Annotated in this window: 24 protein-coding genes; 14 read left to right on the top strand and 10 right to left on the bottom strand. The window is 54.8% G+C overall.

Annotated features, from left to right (window positions below; all coding sequences use genetic code 11):
• Nucleotides 1-93: 93 nt before the first annotated feature.
• From hemJ to hemE, 3 genes are all read right to left on the bottom strand, one after another.
• The gene (gene hemJ / locus IT893_RS19240) at nucleotides 94-522 is read right to left on the bottom strand and encodes a protoporphyrinogen oxidase HemJ (RefSeq protein WP_197146332.1); all 429 of its coding nucleotides are present in this window, start codon (nucleotides 520-522) and stop codon (nucleotides 94-96) included.
• A gap of 167 nt (nucleotides 523-689) precedes the next feature.
• Complete coding sequence (hemH, locus tag IT893_RS19235; protein WP_197146331.1) at nucleotides 690-1,805, bottom strand: ferrochelatase; 1,116 nt, start codon at nucleotides 1,803-1,805, stop codon at nucleotides 690-692.
• A gap of 199 nt (nucleotides 1,806-2,004) precedes the next feature.
• Nucleotides 2,005-3,045, bottom strand: coding sequence for a uroporphyrinogen decarboxylase (gene hemE / locus IT893_RS19230; protein ID WP_197146330.1), 1,041 nt, complete (start codon nucleotides 3,043-3,045; stop codon nucleotides 2,005-2,007).
• 688 nt (nucleotides 3,046-3,733) lie between these two features.
• On the opposite strand from hemE, the gene IT893_RS19225 reads away from it, so the two are divergent.
• From IT893_RS19225 to rho, 10 genes are all read left to right on the top strand, one after another.
• Nucleotides 3,734-4,558 (top strand): pyruvate, water dikinase regulatory protein, encoded by an 825-nt coding sequence (locus tag IT893_RS19225; protein ID WP_008888770.1) that lies wholly within the window; start codon nucleotides 3,734-3,736, stop codon nucleotides 4,556-4,558.
• Between the two features lie 22 nt (nucleotides 4,559-4,580).
• A complete protein-coding gene (locus tag IT893_RS19220) occupies nucleotides 4,581-5,186 on the top strand; it encodes a nucleoside triphosphate pyrophosphatase (protein ID WP_063086279.1) in 606 nt (201 codons plus the stop codon).
• 45 nt (nucleotides 5,187-5,231) lie between these two features.
• Nucleotides 5,232-6,098 (top strand): shikimate dehydrogenase, encoded by an 867-nt coding sequence (locus IT893_RS19215; RefSeq protein ID WP_197146329.1) that lies wholly within the window; start codon nucleotides 5,232-5,234, stop codon nucleotides 6,096-6,098.
• Between the two features lie 21 nt (nucleotides 6,099-6,119).
• A complete protein-coding gene (gene coaE / locus IT893_RS19210; RefSeq protein ID WP_197146328.1) occupies nucleotides 6,120-6,704 on the top strand; it encodes a dephospho-CoA kinase in 585 nt (194 codons plus the stop codon).
• 18 nt (nucleotides 6,705-6,722) lie between these two features.
• Complete coding sequence (gene dnaQ / locus IT893_RS19205) at nucleotides 6,723-7,436, top strand: DNA polymerase III subunit epsilon (protein ID WP_197146327.1); 714 nt, start codon at nucleotides 6,723-6,725, stop codon at nucleotides 7,434-7,436.
• A 25-nt stretch (nucleotides 7,437-7,461) separates the two neighbouring features.
• On the top strand, nucleotides 7,462-8,379 hold the full coding sequence (locus IT893_RS19200; RefSeq protein WP_252724010.1) for a transporter substrate-binding domain-containing protein: 918 nt from the start codon (nucleotides 7,462-7,464) through the stop codon (nucleotides 8,377-8,379).
• Nucleotides 8,380-8,607: 228 nt separating this feature from the next.
• Nucleotides 8,608-9,255: a Smr/MutS family protein gene (locus IT893_RS19195; RefSeq protein WP_063086289.1), complete on the top strand. Its 648-nt coding sequence runs from the start codon at nucleotides 8,608-8,610 to the stop codon at nucleotides 9,253-9,255.
• On the top strand, nucleotides 9,252-9,617 hold the full coding sequence (locus tag IT893_RS19190; protein ID WP_008888763.1) for a helix-turn-helix domain-containing protein: 366 nt from the start codon (nucleotides 9,252-9,254) through the stop codon (nucleotides 9,615-9,617). Before IT893_RS19195 ends, IT893_RS19190 begins: the two co-directional genes overlap by 4 nt.
• Before the next feature lie 238 nt (nucleotides 9,618-9,855).
• Nucleotides 9,856-11,913, top strand: coding sequence for a methyl-accepting chemotaxis protein (locus IT893_RS19185; protein ID WP_197146325.1), 2,058 nt, complete (start codon nucleotides 9,856-9,858; stop codon nucleotides 11,911-11,913).
• Between the two features lie 353 nt (nucleotides 11,914-12,266).
• The gene (gene rho, locus IT893_RS19180) at nucleotides 12,267-13,532 is read left to right on the top strand and encodes a transcription termination factor Rho (RefSeq protein WP_008888761.1); all 1,266 of its coding nucleotides are present in this window, start codon (nucleotides 12,267-12,269) and stop codon (nucleotides 13,530-13,532) included.
• A 107-nt stretch (nucleotides 13,533-13,639) separates the two neighbouring features.
• Here the strand turns inward: rho and IT893_RS19175 are convergent, their stop codons facing one another.
• On the bottom strand, nucleotides 13,640-13,945 hold the full coding sequence (locus IT893_RS19175) for a hypothetical protein (RefSeq protein WP_197146324.1): 306 nt from the start codon (nucleotides 13,943-13,945) through the stop codon (nucleotides 13,640-13,642).
• Nucleotides 13,946-14,107: 162 nt separating this feature from the next.
• On the opposite strand from IT893_RS19175, the gene IT893_RS19170 reads away from it, so the two are divergent.
• Complete coding sequence (locus IT893_RS19170; protein WP_120224652.1) at nucleotides 14,108-14,641, top strand: HD domain-containing protein; 534 nt, start codon at nucleotides 14,108-14,110, stop codon at nucleotides 14,639-14,641.
• A gap of 59 nt (nucleotides 14,642-14,700) precedes the next feature.
• Here the strand turns inward: IT893_RS19170 and IT893_RS19165 are convergent, their stop codons facing one another.
• From IT893_RS19165 to IT893_RS19155, 3 genes are all read right to left on the bottom strand, one after another.
• A complete protein-coding gene (locus IT893_RS19165; protein ID WP_064780222.1) occupies nucleotides 14,701-15,357 on the bottom strand; it encodes a 2OG-Fe(II) oxygenase in 657 nt (218 codons plus the stop codon).
• A gap of 104 nt (nucleotides 15,358-15,461) precedes the next feature.
• Nucleotides 15,462-16,436, bottom strand: coding sequence for a quinone oxidoreductase (locus IT893_RS19160; protein WP_197146323.1), 975 nt, complete (start codon nucleotides 16,434-16,436; stop codon nucleotides 15,462-15,464).
• Between the two features lie 116 nt (nucleotides 16,437-16,552).
• Nucleotides 16,553-17,014 carry a hypothetical protein gene (locus IT893_RS19155; protein ID WP_197146322.1) on the bottom strand — a complete coding sequence of 154 codons (462 nt, stop codon included), beginning with the start codon at nucleotides 17,012-17,014 and terminating at the stop codon, nucleotides 16,553-16,555.
• A gap of 98 nt (nucleotides 17,015-17,112) precedes the next feature.
• Between IT893_RS19155 and IT893_RS19150 the strand changes: the two genes are divergently transcribed.
• The gene (locus IT893_RS19150) at nucleotides 17,113-17,505 is read left to right on the top strand and encodes a VOC family protein (RefSeq protein ID WP_197146321.1); all 393 of its coding nucleotides are present in this window, start codon (nucleotides 17,113-17,115) and stop codon (nucleotides 17,503-17,505) included.
• Nucleotides 17,506-17,528: 23 nt separating this feature from the next.
• Here IT893_RS19150 and IT893_RS20330 read toward each other — a convergent pair whose 3' ends face one another.
• Genes IT893_RS20330 through IT893_RS19140 form a run of 3 tightly spaced genes read right to left on the bottom strand, consistent with a single transcriptional unit; the run spans nucleotide 17,529 to nucleotide 20,059 of the window.
• On the bottom strand, nucleotides 17,529-17,792 hold the full coding sequence (locus IT893_RS20330) for a methylated-DNA--[protein]-cysteine S-methyltransferase (RefSeq protein ID WP_371810684.1): 264 nt from the start codon (nucleotides 17,790-17,792) through the stop codon (nucleotides 17,529-17,531).
• Nucleotides 17,785-18,015 (bottom strand): hypothetical protein, encoded by a 231-nt coding sequence (locus IT893_RS20325; protein ID WP_371810683.1) that lies wholly within the window; start codon nucleotides 18,013-18,015, stop codon nucleotides 17,785-17,787. Before IT893_RS20325 ends, IT893_RS20330 begins: the two co-directional genes overlap by 8 nt.
• A gap of 4 nt (nucleotides 18,016-18,019) precedes the next feature.
• Nucleotides 18,020-20,059, bottom strand: coding sequence for a thioredoxin domain-containing protein (locus IT893_RS19140; RefSeq protein WP_197146320.1), 2,040 nt, complete (start codon nucleotides 20,057-20,059; stop codon nucleotides 18,020-18,022).
• Nucleotides 20,060-20,410: 351 nt separating this feature from the next.
• Between IT893_RS19140 and IT893_RS19135 the strand changes: the two genes are divergently transcribed.
• Together IT893_RS19135 and IT893_RS19130 are read left to right on the top strand one after the other, a co-directional pair.
• On the top strand, nucleotides 20,411-20,671 hold the full coding sequence (locus IT893_RS19135) for a DUF6489 family protein (RefSeq protein WP_008888754.1): 261 nt from the start codon (nucleotides 20,411-20,413) through the stop codon (nucleotides 20,669-20,671).
• A gap of 14 nt (nucleotides 20,672-20,685) precedes the next feature.
• A complete protein-coding gene (locus IT893_RS19130; RefSeq protein WP_197146319.1) occupies nucleotides 20,686-21,009 on the top strand; it encodes a ferredoxin in 324 nt (107 codons plus the stop codon).
• The last annotated feature ends 201 nt before the right edge of the window (nucleotides 21,010-21,210 follow it).

Genomic DNA, 21,210 nt, shown 5'->3' with positions numbered 1-21,210 from the left:
CCAAAACGATGACACAATAAAGGCCGCCAGTTTGGCGGCCTTTTTATTTTAAAATCGAAACGTTTTTACTGATGGGCCGTCAAACAGATCCGATCAGAAGGGACGGGCGATCACCATGAAGACGACAATGATCATCAGGATCGTCGGTACTTCATTGAAAATACGATAGAATTTCTGCGATTTCATATTGGCATCCGCCTCGAACGCCCGGCGGTAACGCGCCATCATCATGTGCGCGATGGTCATCAGAACCACACACAGCAGTTTGACGTGGAACCAGCCTTCGGTCATGACACCGGCTGCATGGATCAGATAGCCGCCAAAAATCCAGGTCGCGATCATTGCCGGGTTCATGATGGCGCGCAAAAGACGGCGCTCCATCACCTTGAACTTCTCGCTGGCTTCCGAGCCCGGAGCGACTTCGCAGTGATAGACATAAAGCCTTGGCAGATAAAGAAGACCCGCCATCCAGGCGATCACGCTAATGACATGCAGGGATTTGATAATGCTGTAGCTATCCATCTCTCTCTTCTCTGGATGTGACGGTCAGGGTCGGCAGGTTAAAGCCCGCGCAAGCGGGAATTTTTTGAATTTTTCCGACCATAACAGCAATCAGGCCGATCCAAAAACAGAACCGGCCCGATTGGCGTTATAACTGTGATCTAAAGCGCGTCGCGCTTTAGGCCAATTCAGGCCCCGGCAGGTTTCAGCGAGGGCTGCTTGGCGACCGCACAGGAATGTTCATCCGGGCACCACCAGCCGCGCGTTTCGACCGTGTAGTCATCCGGGCCTTTTTCATCGAGCTCGTCTTGAGTTTGTTTTACAACCGAAACAAGTCCGGCAATAAACTTCGGATGGGAACAGACCGTGCGCACGCGCTCATAAATCGGCACGTGTTTTTCATGCGCCAGTTCACCATATTCGATATCAAGCTCGACCAGGGTTTCCGAATGCTCGGTGACAAAGGCAATCGGCACCACGACGATGCCCTTGTTTTCCTTGCCAGCACGCGCGATCTCGTCCTCGGTCGATGGGCCAATCCATTCCATCGGGCCGACCCGGCTTTGATAACAAACGTTCCAGTCCAATCCTTTGATCGCCATTTTCTCGACCACGGCGGCCGATGTTTTCTCGATCTGCGACTGATAGGGATCACCGCGCTTGGTAATCACGGCTTTGGGCACACCATGGGCGGAAAACAGGATGCGCGGCTTATCAATGCCAAGTTCGGTGGCCTTGGCCAGGGCGCGCTCGTAGCCCGCCTTGATCATCTCGGCCGATGCTTCGACAAAGCCCGGATTGGTCGGATAGCAGCATGCGGTTTTGATCGGGGATGTCAGGCCAACCTTGGCACAGGCCCGTTTCCAGTCCTTGACCGACGATCCGCTGGTGGTGGTTGAAAACTGCGGATAAAGCGGAAGCAGGATCTGTTCATCCGCGCCCCATGCCTTGACCTCGGCCGCGGTATCATCGGCAAACGGTTTCCAATAGCGCATGGCGATAAAGCAACGGTTTTCATAGCCGTCATCTTCGGCATTCAGTGCAATCTGAAGCGCATCTGCCTGCTCCTGGGTCAGTTCCAGAAGCGGCGATTTGCCGCCGATATGATCATAAATCTCGCGCGCGATCGGTGCGCGGCGACGTGAAATCAGCTTTGCCAGCAAAAAGCGGAACGGATTGGGCAGGCTGATGATCGCCGGATCGTTAAACAGGTTGAACAGAAACGGCTCAACAGCTGCCGGACTGTCCGGCCCCCCCAGATTGAAAAGAACAATGGCGCGTTTCTTGCGCGTCGTCTCGGACATTTGGTTATCCTTCATGTCAGATCGTGTCTGGACCGGTTCCCGACAAACCGGGAATGATGTAAACCCGTCGCGCTCCGGCGCCTATTTTGGTCAAACCGGACCCAAGCGCAACAGGCAACGCCCATCATACGCATTGAATTTTTCAATCGATTTGATTGATTTCAAAAATCACAAAATAAAATGCAGCAATTGCCGACATTTACCCTTTGTAATCCCGAATGAAGTTCACCAGCTGGCCAACATGTTCCGGCGGGGTTTCCGGCGTGATGCCATGGCCAAGGTTAAAGATGAACGGCCCCTTGCCCAGCGTATCAAGGATGCGTTTGGTTTCATCAAACATCGGATCGCCACCGGTGATCAGCAACATCGGATCCAGATTGCCCTGCACGGGCCCCAGTTTCTGAAGGTTTTCCGCCACCCAGTCGAGTTTCACCCCACTATCAAGGCCCACCGCGGTCACACCGGTTTTCTGTTTGAAATCAACCAGATGCAAGCCACAGCCGCGCGGGAAGCCGATTATCGGCAGATCCGGGTGGACGGCGCGCAAATTGGCAACGATCTGTTTGGTCGGCTCGATCACCCAGCGATTAAAGCCGGTCTCGGACAGAACCCCGCCCCAGGTTTCAAACAGCTGAATGCATTCTGCGCCAGCCTCAACCTGTTTCAGCAAATATTGCGTGGTTGCCTCGACCAGAATGTCGATCAGTTTGGCAAAGCCATCGGGATCGCCATAGGCAAAGCGGCGGATATTCGGGAAGTCCTTGGAACCCTTGCCCTCGACCATGTAGGTCGCAACGGTCCAGGGCGCACCGGCAAAGCCGATCAGTGCTGTGCTCGATGGAATGGCGTGTGAAAGCTTTGAAACCGTCTCATAGATCGGACCAAGCGTGTCATGAATGCCTTCAACTGAAAGCTTGCCCAGGCCTGAAGCATCGCGGATGGCCTCAAGCTGTGGACCTTCTCCCTGCTTGAAGGCCAAATGCTGTCCAAGTGCCTGCGGTATAACGAGGATATCGGAGAACAATATTGCCGCATCGAAGTCAAAGCGCCGCAGCGGCTGCAACGTAACTTCGCAAGCAAGATCAGGATTATAGCAAAGATCAAGGAAAGAGCCTGCTTCTGCGCGGGTTGCGCGGTATTCTGGCAAATAGCGGCCAGCTTGGCGCATCAGCCAGATCGGCGGTACCGGAAGAGTTTCACCGGCAAGGGCACGCAAGAAGGTCTTTTGGGTGTTAGGCATCTGGTTTCCTGTTTCTCTGTCCCGATCGCTTTTTTGATCTTTGGCCTGACACATGGCGTTCGGCCACCTGTCAGAACCGGCTTTGTTATTTCGTGAAATGTGCCCTGGGGCCTTTGCCAAGACGTTTTCCACGTTCTGCCTAACAAAACCTTATTTAATAAAAAAGGATGTTGTTTGTGAGTGGTTCCCTGTGGATAACAGGGATTAAATTTCACGCACAGTTTATTCACATTCCGACTCGGGAAAAATGATTCATCTCAACCGGCCTTGGGGAAAACTGTGTACGACTCCGAACGACTCCCGGACTCTGCCTTGGGAAAAGACGTTTTTGAATAATGGGGATAAGGTGAATAAGTCTGGTTTTTGCATTCTTATCCCTGTTATTACGGGAAAAATTTGGCACTTATCCCGCTCGGGACAGAGCACTTGAGAAACTTTGTATGAGCGGGAGGATAATTCCTGTGGAAAAAATCGGACCGGAGTCGCACCCGTTATCCACATTTATCCACAGGGCCGACTCCGATCCGCTAACTTCGGGTTGCGATAAAACTCTTATCCATCCGGTTAGTGATCGGTATTTTGAACAGCCGTAACGTTGTTTGAATAAAGTTAGAAAAATCGTTTGGTCGGCAAAAAGTGGATAAGATTCCTCTTGGTGATCAAAAATTGACCAAAGAAACGGACAGGCATGGTCGGGACGGACAAAATTTTCCATCTTCATCTGGTCTCGGACTCAACCGGCGAGACGGTCGATGGCATTGCGCGCGCCTGTGTTGCGCAATTTCCCGATGTGCGTGCCCATGAACATGTCTGGTCACTGATCCGGACCGATGCCCAGCTGGCGCGTGTCTTGGCCGATATCGAACGCAATCCCGGCATCGTTCTTTACACCGTCTTTGACAGCGACATCCGCCGCAAGCTCGAAGAAGGCTGTCGCCGCCTGCAGGTCCCGCACAGCCACGTGCTTGATAATACGGTGACCATGATGGCCGGTTATCTGGGGCAGCAATCGCACGGCCGGACCGGTGCGCTCCATAAAATGGACGAGGAATATTTCAACCGGATCGAGGCGATCGATTACACCTTGACCCATGATGACGGGCAATCGGGCTGGGATCTGGAAGACGCCGATGTGGTGATTGTTGGTGTCTCGCGCACGTCCAAAACCCCGACATCGGTTTATCTGGCCAATCGCGGCATCAAGACTGCCAATATTCCCTTTGTACCGGGCTGCCCGTTGCCGCCGGAACTTGATCAGCTCAAAAAACCGCTGGTGGTTGGCCTGATCAAGGATGTTGATCAGCTGGTCTCGATCCGTAAAAACCGCCTGCGCCAGATCGAACGCGGCGAGGGCGGCGATTACGTTGATCCGGTCGCAGTCCGTGATGAGGTTCATCAGGCACGGCGATACTTTACCGAACGCGGCTGGAAGATCATTAATGTGACCCGCCGATCCATCGAAGAAACCGCCGCCATCATTTTATCGACCATGTATGACCGCCGCGGTCATTAAGCTGCACCAACAGGATAAACATATGCCCAGCACCCATCGTCTTATTCTCGCATCCAGCAGCAAGGCCCGCCATGCCATGCTGACCAATGCTGGTGTCAATTGCGAAGCCGTCGCCTCGATGATTGACGAGGATGGCTATAAACAGGCGATGAAGGCCGAGGGTGCGACGGCGGCCGAGGCCGCGGAAACCCTGGCCGAAATGAAGGCGCTGCGCATGTATCGCCAGCAACCCGATGCGATTGTGATTGCCGCTGATCAGATGCTGGAATGCAATGGCATCTGGTTTGACAAGCCGATGGACCGTGACAATACCCGGGCACAGCTTCTGGCTCTGCGGGGCAAAAGTCACAAGCTGGTCTCGGCCGCTGTTATATATAAGGAAGGCTCGCGCATCTGGGGCACGATTGATACCGCCCATCTGACCGTGCGCAACTTCACCGATGAATGGCTCGAAGAATATCTCGATGCCGCCGGCGAAGAGATTTATCACTGTGTGGGCGGCTATCAGCTTGAAGGCCTCGGTGCGCAGCTGTTTACCGAGGTGCGCGGCGATTACTTCACCGTTCTGGGCATGCCGCTTTTGCCGCTGATTGGCTTCTTGCGCGATCACGGTGTTCTAAAGGCATAATCACAAAAACGCATCAAAACCTCATCTGGCAGGAAACAGCACGCAATGACCTCGCGAAATCCTTATCGCACCCTATCGGGCACATCGCGCCTTGCCGGCGTGATGGGCTGGCCGGTATCGCATTCGAAATCGCCGCGCCTGCATGGCTATTGGCTGGCGAAATACGGCATTGATGGCTGTTATATGCCACTGCCCGTGGAGCCGGAAAACTTTCAGGCCGCCTTGATTTCCTTGCGCAATCTGGGATTTTCCGGGGTCAATGTCACCATTCCGCAAAAGGAAATGGCGATGCCCGAATGTGATGAACTGTCCGATCGCGCGCGTCGCATCGGGGCGGTCAATACCGTGACCTTTGCCAAGGATGGTCGTCTTTTGGGCGATAATACCGACGGGTTTGGCTTCCTTGAAAACCTGCGCCAGGAAGCACCTGATATCGCCTTTGCCAGCGGTCCGGCGGTGGTGCTGGGGGCAGGCGGGGCGTGCCGTGCGGTTTTGGTCGCCTTGCTTGATGAAGGCTGCCCGGAAATTCGTCTGGCCAACCGGACCCGCAAACGCGCCGAAGACGTCGCGGACGAAATCAAGGACCCGCGGATCAAGGTGATTGACTGGCCGGTTGCACCTGATGCCCTTGAGGACGCGTCGCTTGTCGTCAATACCACAAGCCTTGGCATGGTCGGCCAGCCCAAGCTTGAGATCGATCTGTCCGGTCTGCCGCAAACTGCCCTTGTCACCGATATTGTCTATGCGCCGCTGATGACCGATTTGCTGGTGCAGGCCAAGGCCCGCGGCAATCCGATTGTTGATGGGCTTGGCATGTTGCTCCATCAGGCAAGACCGGGTTTCCATCGCTGGTTCGGGATCGATCCCGAAGTCACCCAGGAACTGCGCGATTTCGTTCTTTCGCCCGATTAAGATCCGAAGGGTAATCTTATTATGAAAATTCTTGGGTTAACCGGCTCTATCGGTATGGGCAAGTCAACTGCGGCGGCGATGTTTCGTCACCTTGGTGTGCCGGTCCATGATGCCGATGCCACGACCCATGAATTGATGACGCCAGATGGCCTTGCCTTTGACCCGATCACCAAGGCCTTTCCCGATGTGATCGTTAATGGCCGGATTGACCGACAGGCATTGGGCAAGATCGCCTTTGCCAATCCGGATGTTCTAAAAACGCTTGAAACCATCCTGCATCCACTGGTGCGCGCAGCCGAAAACCGGTTTCTTGCCGCCCAACGTCGTTTGGGGCGCAAGCTGGTCGTTCTCGACATCCCGCTTTTATATGAAACATCCGGTGAAAAGCGCTGTGATCATGTTGCGGTTGTATCGGCCCCGGGGTTCATACAACGCCAGCGTGTTCTTTCGCGAGAAGGGATGACGGAGACAAAATTTTCCGCCATTCTGTCCAAACAGATGCCAGATATCGAAAAGCGAAAGCGCGCTGATTTCATCATCCCGACCGGGTTGGGGCGTGCCGTCACTTTTCAATATATTCAGGGTATTATCGACCAACTCAGTTGATGACTGGATAACGACTACATGCGTGAGATTGTTCTTGATACCGAGACCACCGGCCTTGATCCCTATGCTGACCACAGACTGGTTGAAATTGGCTGTATCGAACTGATCAATCACATGCCCACCGGGCGGCAGTATCACCAGTATATCAATCCCCAGCGCCCGATGCCAAAGGAGGCATTCGACGTTCATGGTCTGGGCGATGACTTCCTCAAAGACCAGCCGGTCTTTGCCGAGGTTGCCGATGAGTTCATCGAATTCATTGGCGAGGATTCGGTTCTGGTCATTCACAATGCCAGCTTTGATATGAAGTTCCTCAATGCGGAGCTTGAATGGCTGAACAAGCCGCGCATTGCCATGGAACGCGCCCTTGATACCGTTCAGATGGCGCGCAAGAAATTCCCCGGATCCCCGGTCAGCCTCGATGCGCTGTGTCGCCGGTTCAAGATCGATAACTCCAACCGTACCCTTCACGGCGCACTGCTTGACTCCGACCTTCTTGCCCAGGTCTATCTGGAACTTCTGGGCGGCCGTCAGCACGGCCTGTCGCTTGATCCCAATGCGCTAAACGGTGATCAGGATGAAGATAACGGTGGGCGTCGGGTTCTGGGCCCGCGGGGCAACCGGCTGGAACCAAGGCCGCATGTGATCAGCGACGAAGAACTTGCTGCTCACCGCGCCTATATCGAGGCCAAAGTCAAAGACGCGCTCTGGCTTATAAAGCAAGAGGCATAAGATGGGAAAACGGCGGTGTCCATCATTGCGGTTTTCCGAACTTACAGTTTCTCAATACGCCAATCGCCTCCTTGCGATGCTGGTTTTGGTCTGTGCGCTGATCACGGCTTTAGGTAATCTTCGCGCCCAGACACTCACTGACGAAAAAGCTCCAGAAAACTCCACGTTTGATGGCACCTACATCATCCATCTGTCTGAAAGTACGCGGGTTCAGTCATCTGGCCGGCCGGAGCCAGGCTACTTCGATACGCTTGCCATCGAACTGTTTACCAAGGCCGGTTTGGCTGTTGAAATCGTGCCGCAGATGCCCTGGAAACGGCAGATGGAATTGGCCGGACGCGAAGTCGGCCACGTGATTTACCCCACCACCCGAATTGATCATCGCGAAGATGTCTTCCAATGGGTGGGTCCGGTCAGCCGGACCTTCTGGAACCTGTTTGGCTTTGTCGATACCGGTTGGTCGGAGATGGCGTTTGACACACTTTTGCGCGATGCCCGGATCGGGGTTCTGATGGGATCGGCGCGCGAGGGGTATCTTCGTGATCGCGGCGCGAAACAACTGGTTATGGTGCCGCGTGAAGAGCTTCTGTTGCCGATGATGATGGCTGATCGCGTCGATCTGATCGCCATCGGGGGCAATATCCTGCGCCATTATCTTGATAAGGTCCGTGCCGAATATCCCGAAGTTAGCATTCCTGATGTGACTGGTTTCAAGCCCTATCGCACCTGTTATCTCTATATCGCGATCAGTGGTGATGTGCCGCAAAGCGATATCACAAGGCTGCAAACCCAGCTTGACCGCTTCAAAACCAACGGCTTTTTTATTGAAAACCGCCGGATGCACGGGCTTTCGACCAATCTCGACAGTGCGTTTCTCAAGGCGATGCTTGATCTTGATAATAACGGGGTCACCTGTGTCGATCTGACCGACATCGATACCTGAAACACAACTCCGTCGGGTTACCTTTCCCGGTCTGGCCTGCTTTTCCTGCAAACATATTGTTGCGGCGAAGGCGAAATGCGCGACGGGCGCGGTTGCGCGAAAAGCAATGACACGGCAATATGCCGCGAACATTCCTTTGGGTGACCGGGCTGTTGCAAACAGGTGATATCGAATAGACGATAAAGCCTTGCGTATATGGACCGCGCCGCTTGCATATTGTCTTGGTCGATGAGTCAGAAGAAACCAAATAAGCGACGCCGCACCGTCACGGATGACGAAAAGACCCTGTGGGAGGTCTTTACCCGTGACGTCAAACCTTTGCGCAAGAAAAGGCGCAAGGCCGGCGATGACGTAGTCGCGTCTGATGATGACATCCACACCAGCGATACCGCGATTACCTTGCCCGATAATCTTGGAGAAAAACTTGAACAGTCCGAACAAAGCCGGGCTGCGCGCAATCTGCCCTCGGCCCGCCATGCTGACCGTGGCCCAAAGATCAAAAAACAGAACCTTTCCGAATTGAAACCCGGTGTCACCGACGGGATTGATCGATCAACTGCCAACAAATTCCAAAAGGGCAAGATGTCGATTGACGGTCGCATTGACCTGCATGGCATGACCCAGGAAGTCGCCCATAATGCGCTCAATGCCTTTATCGAGGATAGCTGGCGGGCCGGAAAACGTTGCGTTCTCGTAATCACTGGCAAGGGATCGCGCGCGGATGAATATGGTCGCACCGGTCTTTTGCGCGAACGCACCCCGCAATGGCTGAGTGCGCCAAACCTGCGCAATCGCATCCTTGCCATTCATCAGGCCCAGATCCAGCACGGTGGCGCCGGGGCCTTTTATGTCTTGTTGAAACGGAGACGCCCGTGACACCTTTTGGCAATCGCATCCGGGAACTCCGTGCGCGCAACAACGTGACGCTGACCGATATGGCAACCGCCTTGCAGTTGTCACCGGCCTATCTGTCCGCGCTTGAACACGGTCATCGCGGGCGGCCCAGCCCCGGGCTGGTGCAGCAAATCTGCGGTTATTTCAATCTGGTCTGGGACGAGGTCGATGACGTCAAACGTCTGGCCCAGCTCTCGCACCCGAAAATCACCGTCGATACCGCCGGACTGGAACCCCAAGCCACCGAACTGGCCAACCTGCTGTCAGAACGCATCGCCGGCCTGAGCGAGGATCAGCTCAACCGGATGCTTGAAATTGTGCGCGAACAGCATCGCTCTTCGTGAAACAGGATTTCCTGAACGCCTTTTAAGTTGAAACGTAACCATTGAATTTAATCCAAGGGTTACAATATCCAAATGTGCCGCGCTGATTATTTTGCGCCGCACAAAGTCTAGGCGCGTCACCACACCAACAATAAAAGGCAATTGATACGATATCGTATCAATATAAAACCTGCGCGCCCCGGGAGTTGGAAGAACGCATATTTGGCGGCCTCGCATTCCACAATGCACGGGGCTTTACATGTTTGCGAATATTCAGATTGGCAAGAAACTTGCGATTTCTCTGATCCCACCTTTGTTGGGACTTGTTGTTCTGTCCGGCGTCATTATTTCCGACCGTTATCGGGAAATGGATGAACTTGGCAAAATTGGCGGCTTGACCGAACTTGCGGTTCAGATCGGTGCGACCGTACACGAATTGCAAAAGGAACGCGGCGCATCGGCGGGCTTTATCGGCTCCAAAGGTGAACAGTTCGGACCGCAACTTGCCGATCAGCGCAACTTGTCGGATGCGCGCATCCAGTCTTTGCGCAATGCGTTAAACGACTTTGATCTTTCCGCCTATGACCCGGGTCTGGCAGAGCAGGTTGGCGTCTTTGTCGGGCTGCTTGATACCGTGCCCCAGACACGTGCCAAGGTCTATGCGCTGGATATCGAACTTGGCGAGGCGGTTCGGTTCTATACCTCGATCATTTCCGGCATGCTCTCGACCGTCAATGTCATGAGCACAATCAGCAACGATCCCGAACTTGTCCGCTCGATCGCGGCCTTTAATGATTTCATGCAGGCTAAGGAACGTGGCGGGCTTGAGCGCGCCACAGGTGCGGCCGGGTTTGGCATGGGCAAGTTCGAACCCAACCTTTATCGTCGATTTGTCGAGCTGATCACCCTTCAAAACGCTTATCTCTCTGTGTTCGAGGAAATGGCCGCACCAGAGATCAGGGAATTTTACGACCGCGCGATGCAGGACCCGGCGGTTGCTGCGGTCAACAAGCTGCGTGATGTGGCGCTCAGTTACCCGGTAACCGGAACCACCGATGGCATTGCGGGGACGGACTGGTTTGCGACCATCACGGTAAAGATTAATATTTACAAGATGATAGAAGACCATATTGCCCAAAGCCTGGTCACCCTCTCGGCGCAAAAGCTCTCTGAAGCGCAGCTTTATTTTTATGGCACATTGGCCGGTTTGCTGATCATTATCGCACTTGCATGCACATTGGTTGTCATCGTTGGTCGCGATATTTCTGCGCCGATCCGCGCCATGACCAAAACCATGAGTGATCTGACCGCAGGTGACCTGTCGGTCAAGGTATCCGGGGCCGCGCGCGGGGATGAGGTCGGGGCCATGGCCCGATCGGTGCAGTTTTTCCGCGACAGCCTTGTCGAGAATAGGGAAATGGCCGCCCAAAGTGAAAAGGAACAGGCCGCCCGATTTGCCCGTGCCGAAAAAGTCAGCCGGCTGGCCGAACGGTTTGAGGCCAGGATCAACGACTTGCTGGGTGATATCGGCCAGTCGACTGATGGTTTGCGCACCACGTCTTCAGACATGACATCGGCCATCAACAAAACCCGCGACAAGGCCCGCCTGGTGGCAGATGACGCCAAATCTGCGTCCGAAAATGTGTCTGCGGTTTCATCGGCAACCGAACAGCTGGCCAATTCGATCCTTGAGATTTCCCGGCAGATCTCTGCGTCGTCGGACAATGCGACCGCCGCCGCCGACGAGGCCCGCGAGGCCGAAGTCATTGCAACGGCCCTGAAAGAAGGCGCTGAAAAGATCGGCGAGGTGATCGGTCTGATCCGCGATATTGCCGAACAGACCAATCTTTTGGCGCTTAATGCGACAATCGAAGCCGCCCGTGCTGGTGAGGCCGGCAAGGGATTTGCCGTCGTCGCCAACGAGGTCAAAAACCTTGCGACCCAGACATCGCGCGCAACCGACGAAATTTCCGAACAGATGGGCAATCTGCAGGACGCGACAGAACGCGCGGTTGATGCGTTTTCGCGGATTGGCGAAAAAATCGGCCAGATTGACGCGACCTCGTCCTCGTTGGCAGCCGCGGTCAATGAACAGGAAGCCGCAACGTCGGAAATTGCCAATAATATTGATCGTGCATCGCAAGGCACGACCGAGGTTTCGGGCAATGTTGCCGGTATCCGCGAGGCGACCGACAATGCTGGCGAGGCCGCCGATCACGTTATCGTTGCCTGTGATCAGGTTGCCAATGTCGCGACCAGCCTGCGCAAGGAAGTGGCCGATTTCCTTCAGTCCGTGCGTGAGGCCCAGACAGTTTGATGCAAAATTACCGATGACGATGGACACGGAATTTTGGCTCAAACCAGGCTTCGACCAGCGGAATGCGGTCGGTTAGCGGGGGCGAGATGTGATATTTTCGTATCAATGGCTGTAAAATTGCCCGGTTCTTTCGAATCACGGTTTGACTATTGCGATTTTCAAGGGTATCAATCGGGGGTGTTTCGATCCAGAAACATGAAAAGACCTGCCTTTCTTGCAACTCCAAGGTTTCGAACCGTCCGCACGCCCCAGCAAAAGCCTGAGCGCCTTGCCTGACGGTCAACCGCACATTCTCTTTTCTATCTCCATAAAATCTTCGCCCTTTCGGCAACCACAGATCATTAAACGCACATATGCATCTTCAGGACCTTAAAAAGAAATCTCCGACCGAGCTGCTTGCTCTGTCTGATGAACTCGAAATCGAAAACGCCAGCACGCTCCGCAAGCAGGAGCTGATGTTCGCGATCCTCAAGCAGTTGGCCGAGAACGACCACGCCATCTTTGGCGAAGGCGTTCTTGAAGTTCTGCCCGATGGTTTCGGCTTCCTGCGCAGCCCCGAGGCAAACTACCTTGCCGGCCCTGACGACATTTATGTCAGTCCGAGCCAGGTGCGGCGTTTTAGCTTGCGAACTGGCGACACCGTTGAAGGCCAGATCCGCTCGCCGAAAGAAGGCGAACGGTATTTCGCCCTGCTCAAGGTCGACAAGGTCAATTTCGATGCGCCGGAAAAAGTCCGTCAGCGCGTTAATTTCGATAACCTGACCCCGCTCTATCCTGATGAGCCGCTCAAGATGGAGCGTCAATCCGATCAGGAAGGTGCCAACAAGGACACCACCAACCGCGTGATCGAACTGGTTTCGCCGCTTGGTAAAGGTCAGCGCGCCCTGATCGTCGCACCGCCGCGCACCGGTAAAACCGTGATGCTGCAAAACATTGCGCACGCGATCGAGGAAAACCACCCGGAAGCCTATCTGATCGTTCTTCTGATTGACGAACGCCCGGAAGAAGTGACCGACATGGACCGTTCGGTGAAGGGCGAAGTCATTTCCTCGACCTTCGATGAACCGGCCCAGCGTCACGTTCAAGTCACCGAAATGGTTCTGGAAAAGGCCAAACGTCTGGTCGAACACAAGCATGATGTTGTCATCCTGCTAGACTCGATCACCCGTCTGGCACGTGCTTACAACACCGTGGTTCCGAGCTCGGGCAAGGTCCTGACCGGTGGTGTTGATGCCAACGCGTTGCAACGTCCGAAACGTTTCTTCGGTGCGGCTCGTAACATCGAAGAGGGTGGCTCTCTGACCATCATCGCGACCGCCCTGATCGATACCGGTTCGCGCATGGACGAGGTCATCTTTGAAGAATTCAAGGGTACCGGTAACTCCGAGCTTATCCTGGATCGCAAACTGTCTGACAAACGTATCTTCCCGGCGATTGATATCCTCAAATCGGGTACCCGTAAGGAAGAGCTTCTGGTCGACAAGAGCGTTCTGTCCAAGATGTGGGTGCTGCGTCGTATCCTCAACCCGATGGGTCCGCAGGACGCGATGGAATTCCTGCTTGGCAAGCTCAAGGGCACCAAGAACAACGACGATTTCTTCGATTCCATGAACGGCTAATGCCGCACGGGCCTGCTTGGGCCTGTGACAGGGATCGTCAAATGATGAACGGGGCCCGGTTGGGTCCCGTTTTTTATTTCGATAGTGATATAACCCTTGAAAAGTCTCTATCCAAGGGCCAGCACCACTTCGGCCAGGTCGCTCCCCAGTTTCTGCCGATCCACACGGGCATCACCTGGCTCGATGGAAAAATTTTCGTCGCTCAGATGAATGCCGATATGATGCGTGCCGTAATTGAGCGTAATCGCCAGTGTGTTGGCAGCCGTGATCTCGCACACCACCGTTTCACCGGCCTCGATCCGGTTGGGTGGGGCGCTTTGCCAGCCATCCTTGGGGGCAAGGGCACTCAGATGCAGCGGGGTCTCAGCGTTTTCATTCCACAAGGTCAGTTTCAGGCGCATTTCCTGTGACATTTTTGGCGTCTCCCGCTTGATGGTAGAGAAATCAGTCTATCCTGTTTGCCGCTGTTTTTCATGCCCTTGCGCAATTTTCAGGCGCGTTGGCTGCATGAAGGCTTGAAACCACGCAAAAGCCGTGGGACTCTGGGCAACCCGTTCACGATCATATCTCGCTTTATGCAGCTTCTACTCAAATCCGTTGATTTCGCCGCCCGTGCCCATCGCGACCAGCGTCGCAAAGGTGCTGCACAGGAACCCTATATCAATCACCCGATCGAGGTTTCCCGCCTGATTGTCGAATGCGAACCGGGAACGGACGAGGACATCCTCTGCGCCGCCGTTCTGCATGACGTAATCGAGGATTGCGGCGCAACCCGCGATGAAATCGCCGCCTGTTTTAACGACATCATCGCCGATATCGTGCTCGAAGTCAGTGATGACAAGGCCCTGCCAAGGGATGAGCGCAAGGCAAAACAGATCGAAACCGCCCCAAGCCTGACCAACGGTGCCAAGCTGGTCCGACTGGCCGACAAGGTCGCCAATGTCGGTGCGATGCTGACCGACACGCCGGTTGGCTGGGATGAAAGGCAGATACTGGCCTATGTCGACTGGGCCGAAGCCGTCATCGCCCCGTGCCGCGAAGTCAGCGAAGGCCTTTCAGAGCGCTTTGACGCCATCGCGCGTGATGTGCGGATCACCCACGGCAACTAAAAACCCGGTAAATGTTGAATTACCGGGTTTCCAAGCCTGACTTGATGTCGCTTTGAACGTTATTTGACGTAGCTATCGGGGAAGGGCAGCTGTTCAACAGCCCGCCAGTCCGGCGTGACATAGTTGATAATCAGCGATTTCCGGATGCCCGGAATGGTCCGTTTTTCAAAGCCGTGCCAGGTATTGTTGGATGGCACAAAAATCAGGGCCGAGTTCGGCTTGAACGGTGATGCGCCGACATGGGTATCGGCGTCCTTGTAGATATCCGTACCCAGCTTTTCGTGACCCGGCTCGTCGGAAAGATAGAGCAACATGGTAAAGCGCTTTACGCCGATATCGGTATGCGGCTGCAGCCAGAAACCGTCGCGATCCTGGGCAAATTCCAGTCGAATGCGGGAATCACTCAGATCGGCACCAAACACTTCCTCGACCGTATCGACAACTTCGCGGGAATGGAAGGCCTGCGCGATATCATTGGCGGCCTCGAATTTCGCAATGTTTTCTTGATCGAAGTAGCGGCGGCTTGAATTGTTGGCTTCGCGCGTGCCGGCATCATCAACTTCAAGAAACGGCGCATCAATCGGAAGGGCGCAAACGGCCTCTGCCATGCCTTCTGGCAAGACGTCTTCAAGGAACCAGTGCTGATAAGGGTCCTGATAGGTTTTTGCCGATTTGAAGGCGGCGATGACAGATTGTTGTACTTTTGAAACAGACATTGCAGAGGTTCCGATATGCGAAGGCACAAGAAAAAAGCCGATCGCGCAATGTATCGGCTTTTTATCAAGTGTCCTATACTTTTCGCGTCAGGATTGATGCCTTATCAGACTGTAAAGACGATCGACCCGTTGGTTTTGCGGCTTTCAAGGTCGTCATGCGCCTTGGCAGCATCGGCAAGCGGGTAGGTCGCGGTGATATCAATCGTGACAATGCCCGATTTCAAAACGTCAAACAGCTCATTCGCACTGGCCAGAAGCTCTTCGCGGGTGGCGTTGTATTGGAAGATGCTCGGTCGGGTCAGGAAATAGGCCCCCGGGGCAAGCTGGGCCAGCGATACCGGCGGAACCGCACCCGATGACTGACCAAAACTCACCATCATGCCAAGCCGTTTGAGGCATTTAAGCGAATCCTCGAACGTGTCTTTACCAACCGAATCGTAAACAACTTCAACGCCTTGGCCATTGGTGATTTCCTTGACCCGTTCGGAGACGACCTCGTCGCGATACAGGATCGGATAGTCACAGCCCTTGGCCTTGGCGATTTCGGCCTTTTCCTTGGACCCGACTGTGCCGATCACCGTGGCTCCCAGATGCTTGGCCCACTGGCAAACAATCTGGCCAACGCCACCTGCCGCCGCATGGATCAGGATGGTGTCGCCCTTTTTGACGTTATAAGTCCGGCGCAGAAGATATTGCGCGGTCATGCCCTGAAGCATCGCGGCCGCGGCCAGCTCGAAACTGACATCATCGGGGATTTTGACCAGTCCCTTTGCCGGCATCACACGCGCCTCGGCATAGGCACCAAGCGGCTGTGCGGCATACGCCACGCGATCGCCCGCAGCCAGATCGGTCACACCCGGACCAACTTCTTCAATGATGCCTGCACCCTCAAGACCAAGGCCCGATGGCATGCTCGGTGCGGGATAAACGCCGGAGCGGAAATAAATATCGATATAGTTCAGGCCAACAGCCTTTTGCGCCAGGCGCACTTCGCCTTCGCCCGGGCTGCCGACGTCGACATCTTCAAATTTCAGGACATCACTGCCGCCGGTCTCGTAAAATCGGAATGCTTTGGTCATAGAAGACCTCCCATCTTTGCGTTTTCCAACGCCTGTTTCGTTAATGGGAGGAGTGTAGGTTAATCGCGATTGCTTTGCAGCACAGGATTGGAAGAATTCCATCCGAAACGACGTGATTAATCAATCCGATCGGGCAACCCTTTGCCGTTGTTCCACCAGCGATTGGGGTTGTCACTTTGCGGATTGTAGGCGGCGCGACTTGCCCAGTCCTCACGGACAAAGATCACCGGTTCCTCGTAGTGATGCGCATAGATGATCGCGTCCATGACTTTGGCGAGCGCCTTCTGGTCGCGATCAATCGAGATTTTGAGCTCGACCATCGGGTAGGTCTCAGTCGAACCGGCCGCAAATCCGTCAACATGTGTTGTGGTGGTCGATCCCGGTTCTGGCTGCGCGGTTTCTTTTCCCACTGCCGAAATGCTCGCATTGCGCTGATACCGCCCAAAGCCAAGCGGATGGACCTTCATAACTTCGTCAAGAATGCGATCCGTATCTTCGGGCAATGTCTGCACTTCGATGGTGAAAACCGGCACAAGTGTCCCGGATTTGGCGGTGTATCCCTGCAGGCTGTCCATCATGGTTCTCCGGTTGTTCACTTTATGTTCTATGCAGCTGCACGGATTAATGCAATAGTGAACAGACCAAAAAGCCCAATGCCCATAACCCGGATTGCCCCATGTCAGTTATCAGCCACATCACCCTCGGGACCAATGACAAGGCCCGTTCCGCACGTTTTTATGATGCCGTTCTGGGCCCGCTTGGATTTGAACGATTGCCAAAACCGCCGGAAAAGCCGCTGGCCTATGAGCGGGATGGACAGATGCCAACCATTTACATCTACAGCCCGGCAGATGGACGCCCGGCAACGTGGGGCAATGGTACTCATATCGCGTTTCAGGCAGACCAACGTGACATGGTAGACGCTTTTCACGCAGCGGCGCTCAAATATGGTGGCATGGATGAAGGCCAACCCGGCCTGCGCGCGCATTACGGGCCAAACTACTATGCCGCCTATGTCCGTGATCCGGATGGCAACAAGCTGCAAGCGGTGTGCTACGCCGAAGAATAATTCTAAGCCATTGAAAAATATGACTAAAGCGGAAGATTTCCCTGATCACTCGGCAGCGGCAAATCCACACCTTCGATCTTTAAAAGCGCGCGCTTGGTTTCAAGCCCGCCATGGCCGGAATAGCCGCCCGGCTTGTCGCCGGTTGCCAGAACGCGATGGCAGGGAATAAGGATCGGGATCGGGTTAAGGCCGCATGCCGTGCCAACCGATTGAAATGCCTTGGGCGATCCGGCCATGGTCGCCAGTTCCTTGTAGGTCGCGGTCTTGCCCATCGGGATTTTACACATCGCCTGCCAGACGGTTCTGGAAATCTGTCCCGTCAGGTGCCAGTGGCAAATCAAAGCTGTGCAAGCGCCCTGCGAAATAGGCGGTCAGCTGCTTTTGGGCTTCATCAAGCACCGCGCAGCTTTCAACTTCTTCAACAAATCCCCAGTCAAGCGCAACGATTTGATCTTCAAACGCGAAAACCGTGAGCGCGCCGACGGGGCTGTTGAGCGAGATTTGCGGCATCGGGCTAGGCCGCCTTGGCGGGCAAATCTGCCAGCATTTCGGTCAGTTCTTCGACGCCTGTGACGGGCGCCGAACATACCGGCCCCTGACAGATATAGGCGGTTTCCTTGCCGTCGATTGCGGTCTTGCCCTGGGCCGGATGGCCATCGGGCAGGGGATCACCATCAGACAGGATCGTGATCGCCCGGTTGGGCAGATACGCGCCAAAAATAGCGCGGCGCATATCAAGATAGGTCTGGCTGCGCTCCTTGGCGATCAGCACGATCTGCACAGGGTTTTGCAGCATTTCGGCGGCCATCATAAGCCCCGGCATATTCGGGAATTGCTCGCTGATCCGCCCGCCAAAGGCCGCAAGGGTGATTTCCGCCTGATCACGGTATTGCGTATCGCCGGTCAGGGCATAAAGTTTGGCCAGATTCTGCGCCATGATCGCATTACCTGACGGCACGGCATTATCCATGAAGGGTTTCTGACGCACGACAAGGTCGCTGGCATCCGATGCCGACTGGAAATAGCCGCCCTTGGCATCGGCAAACAGGGTTTCGACCGCGGCCGACCACCGGATGGCTTCATTAAGATAGGCGTCCTCGCCAAAGCATTCATAAAGCCTCAAGGCCGCACGGATCATATGCGCATAATCCTCAAGCATCCCGGCATGCTGCACGCGGCCATCGCGATAGCTGTGCAGGAAGCGGTCATCCTTCATCAGGGTGTTGATCACAAAGCCATAGGCAAGCTTGGCATAATCCAGCCAGTCGGCCCGGTGGAAGGTCATCGCGGCCTCGGCAAAGGCGGCAATTGTCATGGCGTTCCAGTCGGTCAGCGCCTTGTCATCCCAGCCCGGGCGAATGCGTTTTGCGCGCTCGGTCAATAGCTTGGCGCGAAGCTCGGCCAGCTTTTCCTCGGTCGTAGCATCGGTAAGCTCGAGCCCCGATGCGGTGCGGTTAAGGATATTATGGCCTTCCCAGTTGCCGTCTTTGGAAACGTCATAGAATTTCTTGAATAGTTCGGCATCCGCGCCAAGGATCTGGTCAATTTCATCTTCGGACCAGACATAGAACTTGCCTTCGACCCCTTCGCTGTCGGCATCAAGGCTTGCGGTAAAGGCGCCGCCCGGAATACGCATTTCGCGCAGGATCCAGCCGATGGTTTCCTCGACCCGCTTGGCATAAAGCGGATTGGGATCAACCCGCCAGACATCGCACAGAAGATCAATCAGCTGGGCATTGTCATACAGCATCTTTTCGAAATGCGGCACCAGCCACTGGTCATCAACCGCATATCTTGCAAAACCGCCGCCCAGATGATCATAAATGCCGCCCTGGCACATGCGATCCAGGCTGTGTTTGACAATGCGTTTCAGCCCGTCATCCTCGGTGCGCACACCGGTCCGCCAGATATAGGACAAAAGGCTTGGCTGCGGGAATTTCGGCGCGCCTGATGTACCACCATTTTCCCCATCCATGATCTGCAAGCAGCCATGGCCGCAGCGATCAATCATCTCAAGGCTGGGGACCGCGCCAACCGCCGCACTGTTCATTTTGATCAGCGCGTTGGAAATCTGGCTGACATTGTGGCGGACATCATCGGGTTTTTCGGCATAAATCTTGGCAACGGTCTTAAGCACATCGCCAAATCCCGGCCGGCCATAGCGCGCTTCCTTGGGGAAATAGGTCCCGCCCCAGAACGGCTCGCCATCCGGGGTCAAAAACATCGTCAGTGGCCAGCCGCCCTGTTGGCCCAGAAGGGCCAGCGCATTCTGATAAAGCGCATCAAGGTCCGGGCGTTCTTCGCGGTCGAGCTTGATATTGATGAACAGATCGTTCATCAGGGCCGCAATACCCTCATCCTCAAAGCTTTCATGGGCCATGACATGGCACCAATGGCACGCCGCATACCCGACCGACAGCAGGATCGGCTTGTTCAATTCCTTGGCTTTGGCAAGAATTTCGGTACTCCAGGGCTGCCAATGCACCGGGTTGTCGCGATGCTGAACAAGATAGGGGCTGGTTTCCGAACCAAGATTATTGCGTGCGAGTTCCATTTTGTGTCCTGTGCCATCCATTAAGCCGATGGCTTTATCGTTTGCGGTAGCGCGATCTGCAATCACGCGCCAGTCATCAGTGCTGGCAATGCTTTATAAGGCTGTCTGCGTGATTCTAAGGGTTATGGCCTCATTCATAAAGGAAAATGGCCGAAATCTTTTATCGCAATATTGTGAAAGTTGCGGTCGCCGCATCCACTTGCTTCCCATATGGTAGGGGCAGGTTGGCGTTATTGTGATTGCGAAGGCGGTTCTGGTGGGGATAATGGGCCAGCCATGCAAACAGCCAGTCACGCAAATCACGTAAAGTGACAGAGACCAAAAAACAAAACAGATCAGGAGACCAGGGCGATGAAAGTAACCGTGAACATTGATTGCACGCCGGAAGAGGCACGGACCTTCTTTGGTCTTCCTGATGTTCAGCCGATGCAAAAGGCGATGATGCAAGATATCGAAGACCGCATGAAAGCCAATCTGGCGGCGATGGATCCTGAAACCATGCTCAACACCTGGCTGCCGCAGGGCATTCAGAACTGGGAACAGCTTCAGAAAGCCTTCTGGGGCCAGTTCAATGCGGGTACCGGCGGTACCGGTGACAAGGACAAAGGCTAGGCAGACCCGATATCATGCGTGAACACTACTATCAGGCACATGTCTTCGTGTGCCAGAACGAACGCCCCGCCGGCCATGAACGCGGATGCTGCAATTCCAAGGGGGCGACCAAGCTTCGCAATTACATGAAGGTGCGTGCCAAGGAACTTGGCCTGCCGCAGACCCGGATCAATACCGCCGGCTGTCTCGATCGCTGCGAACTGGGCCCGGTGATGGTGGTCTATCCCGAAGGCACCTGGTATCGCTATGAGACGATGGAAGACATCGAGGCGATCCTCAATGATCATCTGATCGGTGGCAAGATCGTTGAACGCTTAAAGCTTAATCCCGATCAATAAGCGCCCCTGCGTGACCTTGCGTAATCAAACCGGCCCGCAATATATGTGTGGCCTGTTTTTTTGTGCCCTACTGCAAGGGATGCCCGTACCCGCCGCCGCGCGCACAGACTCTGTGCGGGCATGATGGGTCTTTTGGGCATTGTGGCCCAAGATGAGGCTGGATGCCCGCAGCAGAAACGATATCTAGCTGCCGTCTGCAAT

The sequence above is a fragment of the Thalassospira sp. A40-3 genome (assembly GCF_015871485.1).
In the GTDB taxonomy this organism is placed as follows: Bacteria; Pseudomonadota; Alphaproteobacteria; order Rhodospirillales; family Thalassospiraceae; genus Thalassospira; species Thalassospira tepidiphila.
Note: the sequence above shows the minus strand (reverse complement) of the source record. Positions and strands in the feature narration are given on the sequence as shown.

What these genes read in the sequence shown, in the direction of transcription:
- IT893_RS20325 (WP_371810683.1), bottom strand. Translation starts at nt 18,015, where the DNA reads ATGCCGCAAATCTCGCTCAACAGCCCCGTCGGCGCGCTCACGGTTTTC.
- IT893_RS19170 (WP_120224652.1), top strand. Translation starts at nt 14,108, where the DNA reads ATGCAGCTTCTACTCAAATCCGTTGATTTCGCCGCCCGTGCCCATCGC.
- hemH (WP_197146331.1), bottom strand. Translation starts at nt 1,805, where the DNA reads ATGTCCGAGACGACGCGCAAGAAACGCGCCATTGTTCTTTTCAATCTG.
- IT893_RS19160 (WP_197146323.1), bottom strand. Translation starts at nt 16,436, where the DNA reads ATGACCAAAGCATTCCGATTTTACGAGACCGGCGGCAGTGATGTCCTG.
- IT893_RS19135 (WP_008888754.1), top strand. Translation starts at nt 20,411, where the DNA reads ATGAAAGTAACCGTGAACATTGATTGCACGCCGGAAGAGGCACGGACC.
- IT893_RS19155 (WP_197146322.1), bottom strand. Translation starts at nt 17,014, where the DNA reads ATGATGGACAGCCTGCAGGGATACACCGCCAAATCCGGGACACTTGTG.
- IT893_RS19195 (WP_063086289.1), top strand. Translation starts at nt 8,608, where the DNA reads ATGAGTCAGAAGAAACCAAATAAGCGACGCCGCACCGTCACGGATGAC.
- IT893_RS19165 (WP_064780222.1), bottom strand. Translation starts at nt 15,357, where the DNA reads ATGTCTGTTTCAAAAGTACAACAATCTGTCATCGCCGCCTTCAAATCG.
- hemE (WP_197146330.1), bottom strand. Translation starts at nt 3,045, where the DNA reads ATGCCTAACACCCAAAAGACCTTCTTGCGTGCCCTTGCCGGTGAAACT.
- IT893_RS20330 (WP_371810684.1), bottom strand. Translation starts at nt 17,792, where the DNA reads ATGTGTAAAATCCCGATGGGCAAGACCGCGACCTACAAGGAACTGGCG.
- IT893_RS19175 (WP_197146324.1), bottom strand. Translation starts at nt 13,945, where the DNA reads ATGTCACAGGAAATGCGCCTGAAACTGACCTTGTGGAATGAAAACGCT.
- IT893_RS19130 (WP_197146319.1), top strand. Translation starts at nt 20,686, where the DNA reads ATGCGTGAACACTACTATCAGGCACATGTCTTCGTGTGCCAGAACGAA.
- IT893_RS19185 (WP_197146325.1), top strand. Translation starts at nt 9,856, where the DNA reads ATGTTTGCGAATATTCAGATTGGCAAGAAACTTGCGATTTCTCTGATC.
- IT893_RS19140 (WP_197146320.1), bottom strand. Translation starts at nt 20,059, where the DNA reads ATGGAACTCGCACGCAATAATCTTGGTTCGGAAACCAGCCCCTATCTT.
- rho (WP_008888761.1), top strand. Translation starts at nt 12,267, where the DNA reads ATGCATCTTCAGGACCTTAAAAAGAAATCTCCGACCGAGCTGCTTGCT.
- coaE (WP_197146328.1), top strand. Translation starts at nt 6,120, where the DNA reads ATGAAAATTCTTGGGTTAACCGGCTCTATCGGTATGGGCAAGTCAACT.
- IT893_RS19225 (WP_008888770.1), top strand. Translation starts at nt 3,734, where the DNA reads ATGGTCGGGACGGACAAAATTTTCCATCTTCATCTGGTCTCGGACTCA.
- IT893_RS19215 (WP_197146329.1), top strand. Translation starts at nt 5,232, where the DNA reads ATGACCTCGCGAAATCCTTATCGCACCCTATCGGGCACATCGCGCCTT.
- hemJ (WP_197146332.1), bottom strand. Translation starts at nt 522, where the DNA reads ATGGATAGCTACAGCATTATCAAATCCCTGCATGTCATTAGCGTGATC.
- dnaQ (WP_197146327.1), top strand. Translation starts at nt 6,723, where the DNA reads ATGCGTGAGATTGTTCTTGATACCGAGACCACCGGCCTTGATCCCTAT.
- IT893_RS19220 (WP_063086279.1), top strand. Translation starts at nt 4,581, where the DNA reads ATGCCCAGCACCCATCGTCTTATTCTCGCATCCAGCAGCAAGGCCCGC.
- IT893_RS19150 (WP_197146321.1), top strand. Translation starts at nt 17,113, where the DNA reads ATGTCAGTTATCAGCCACATCACCCTCGGGACCAATGACAAGGCCCGT.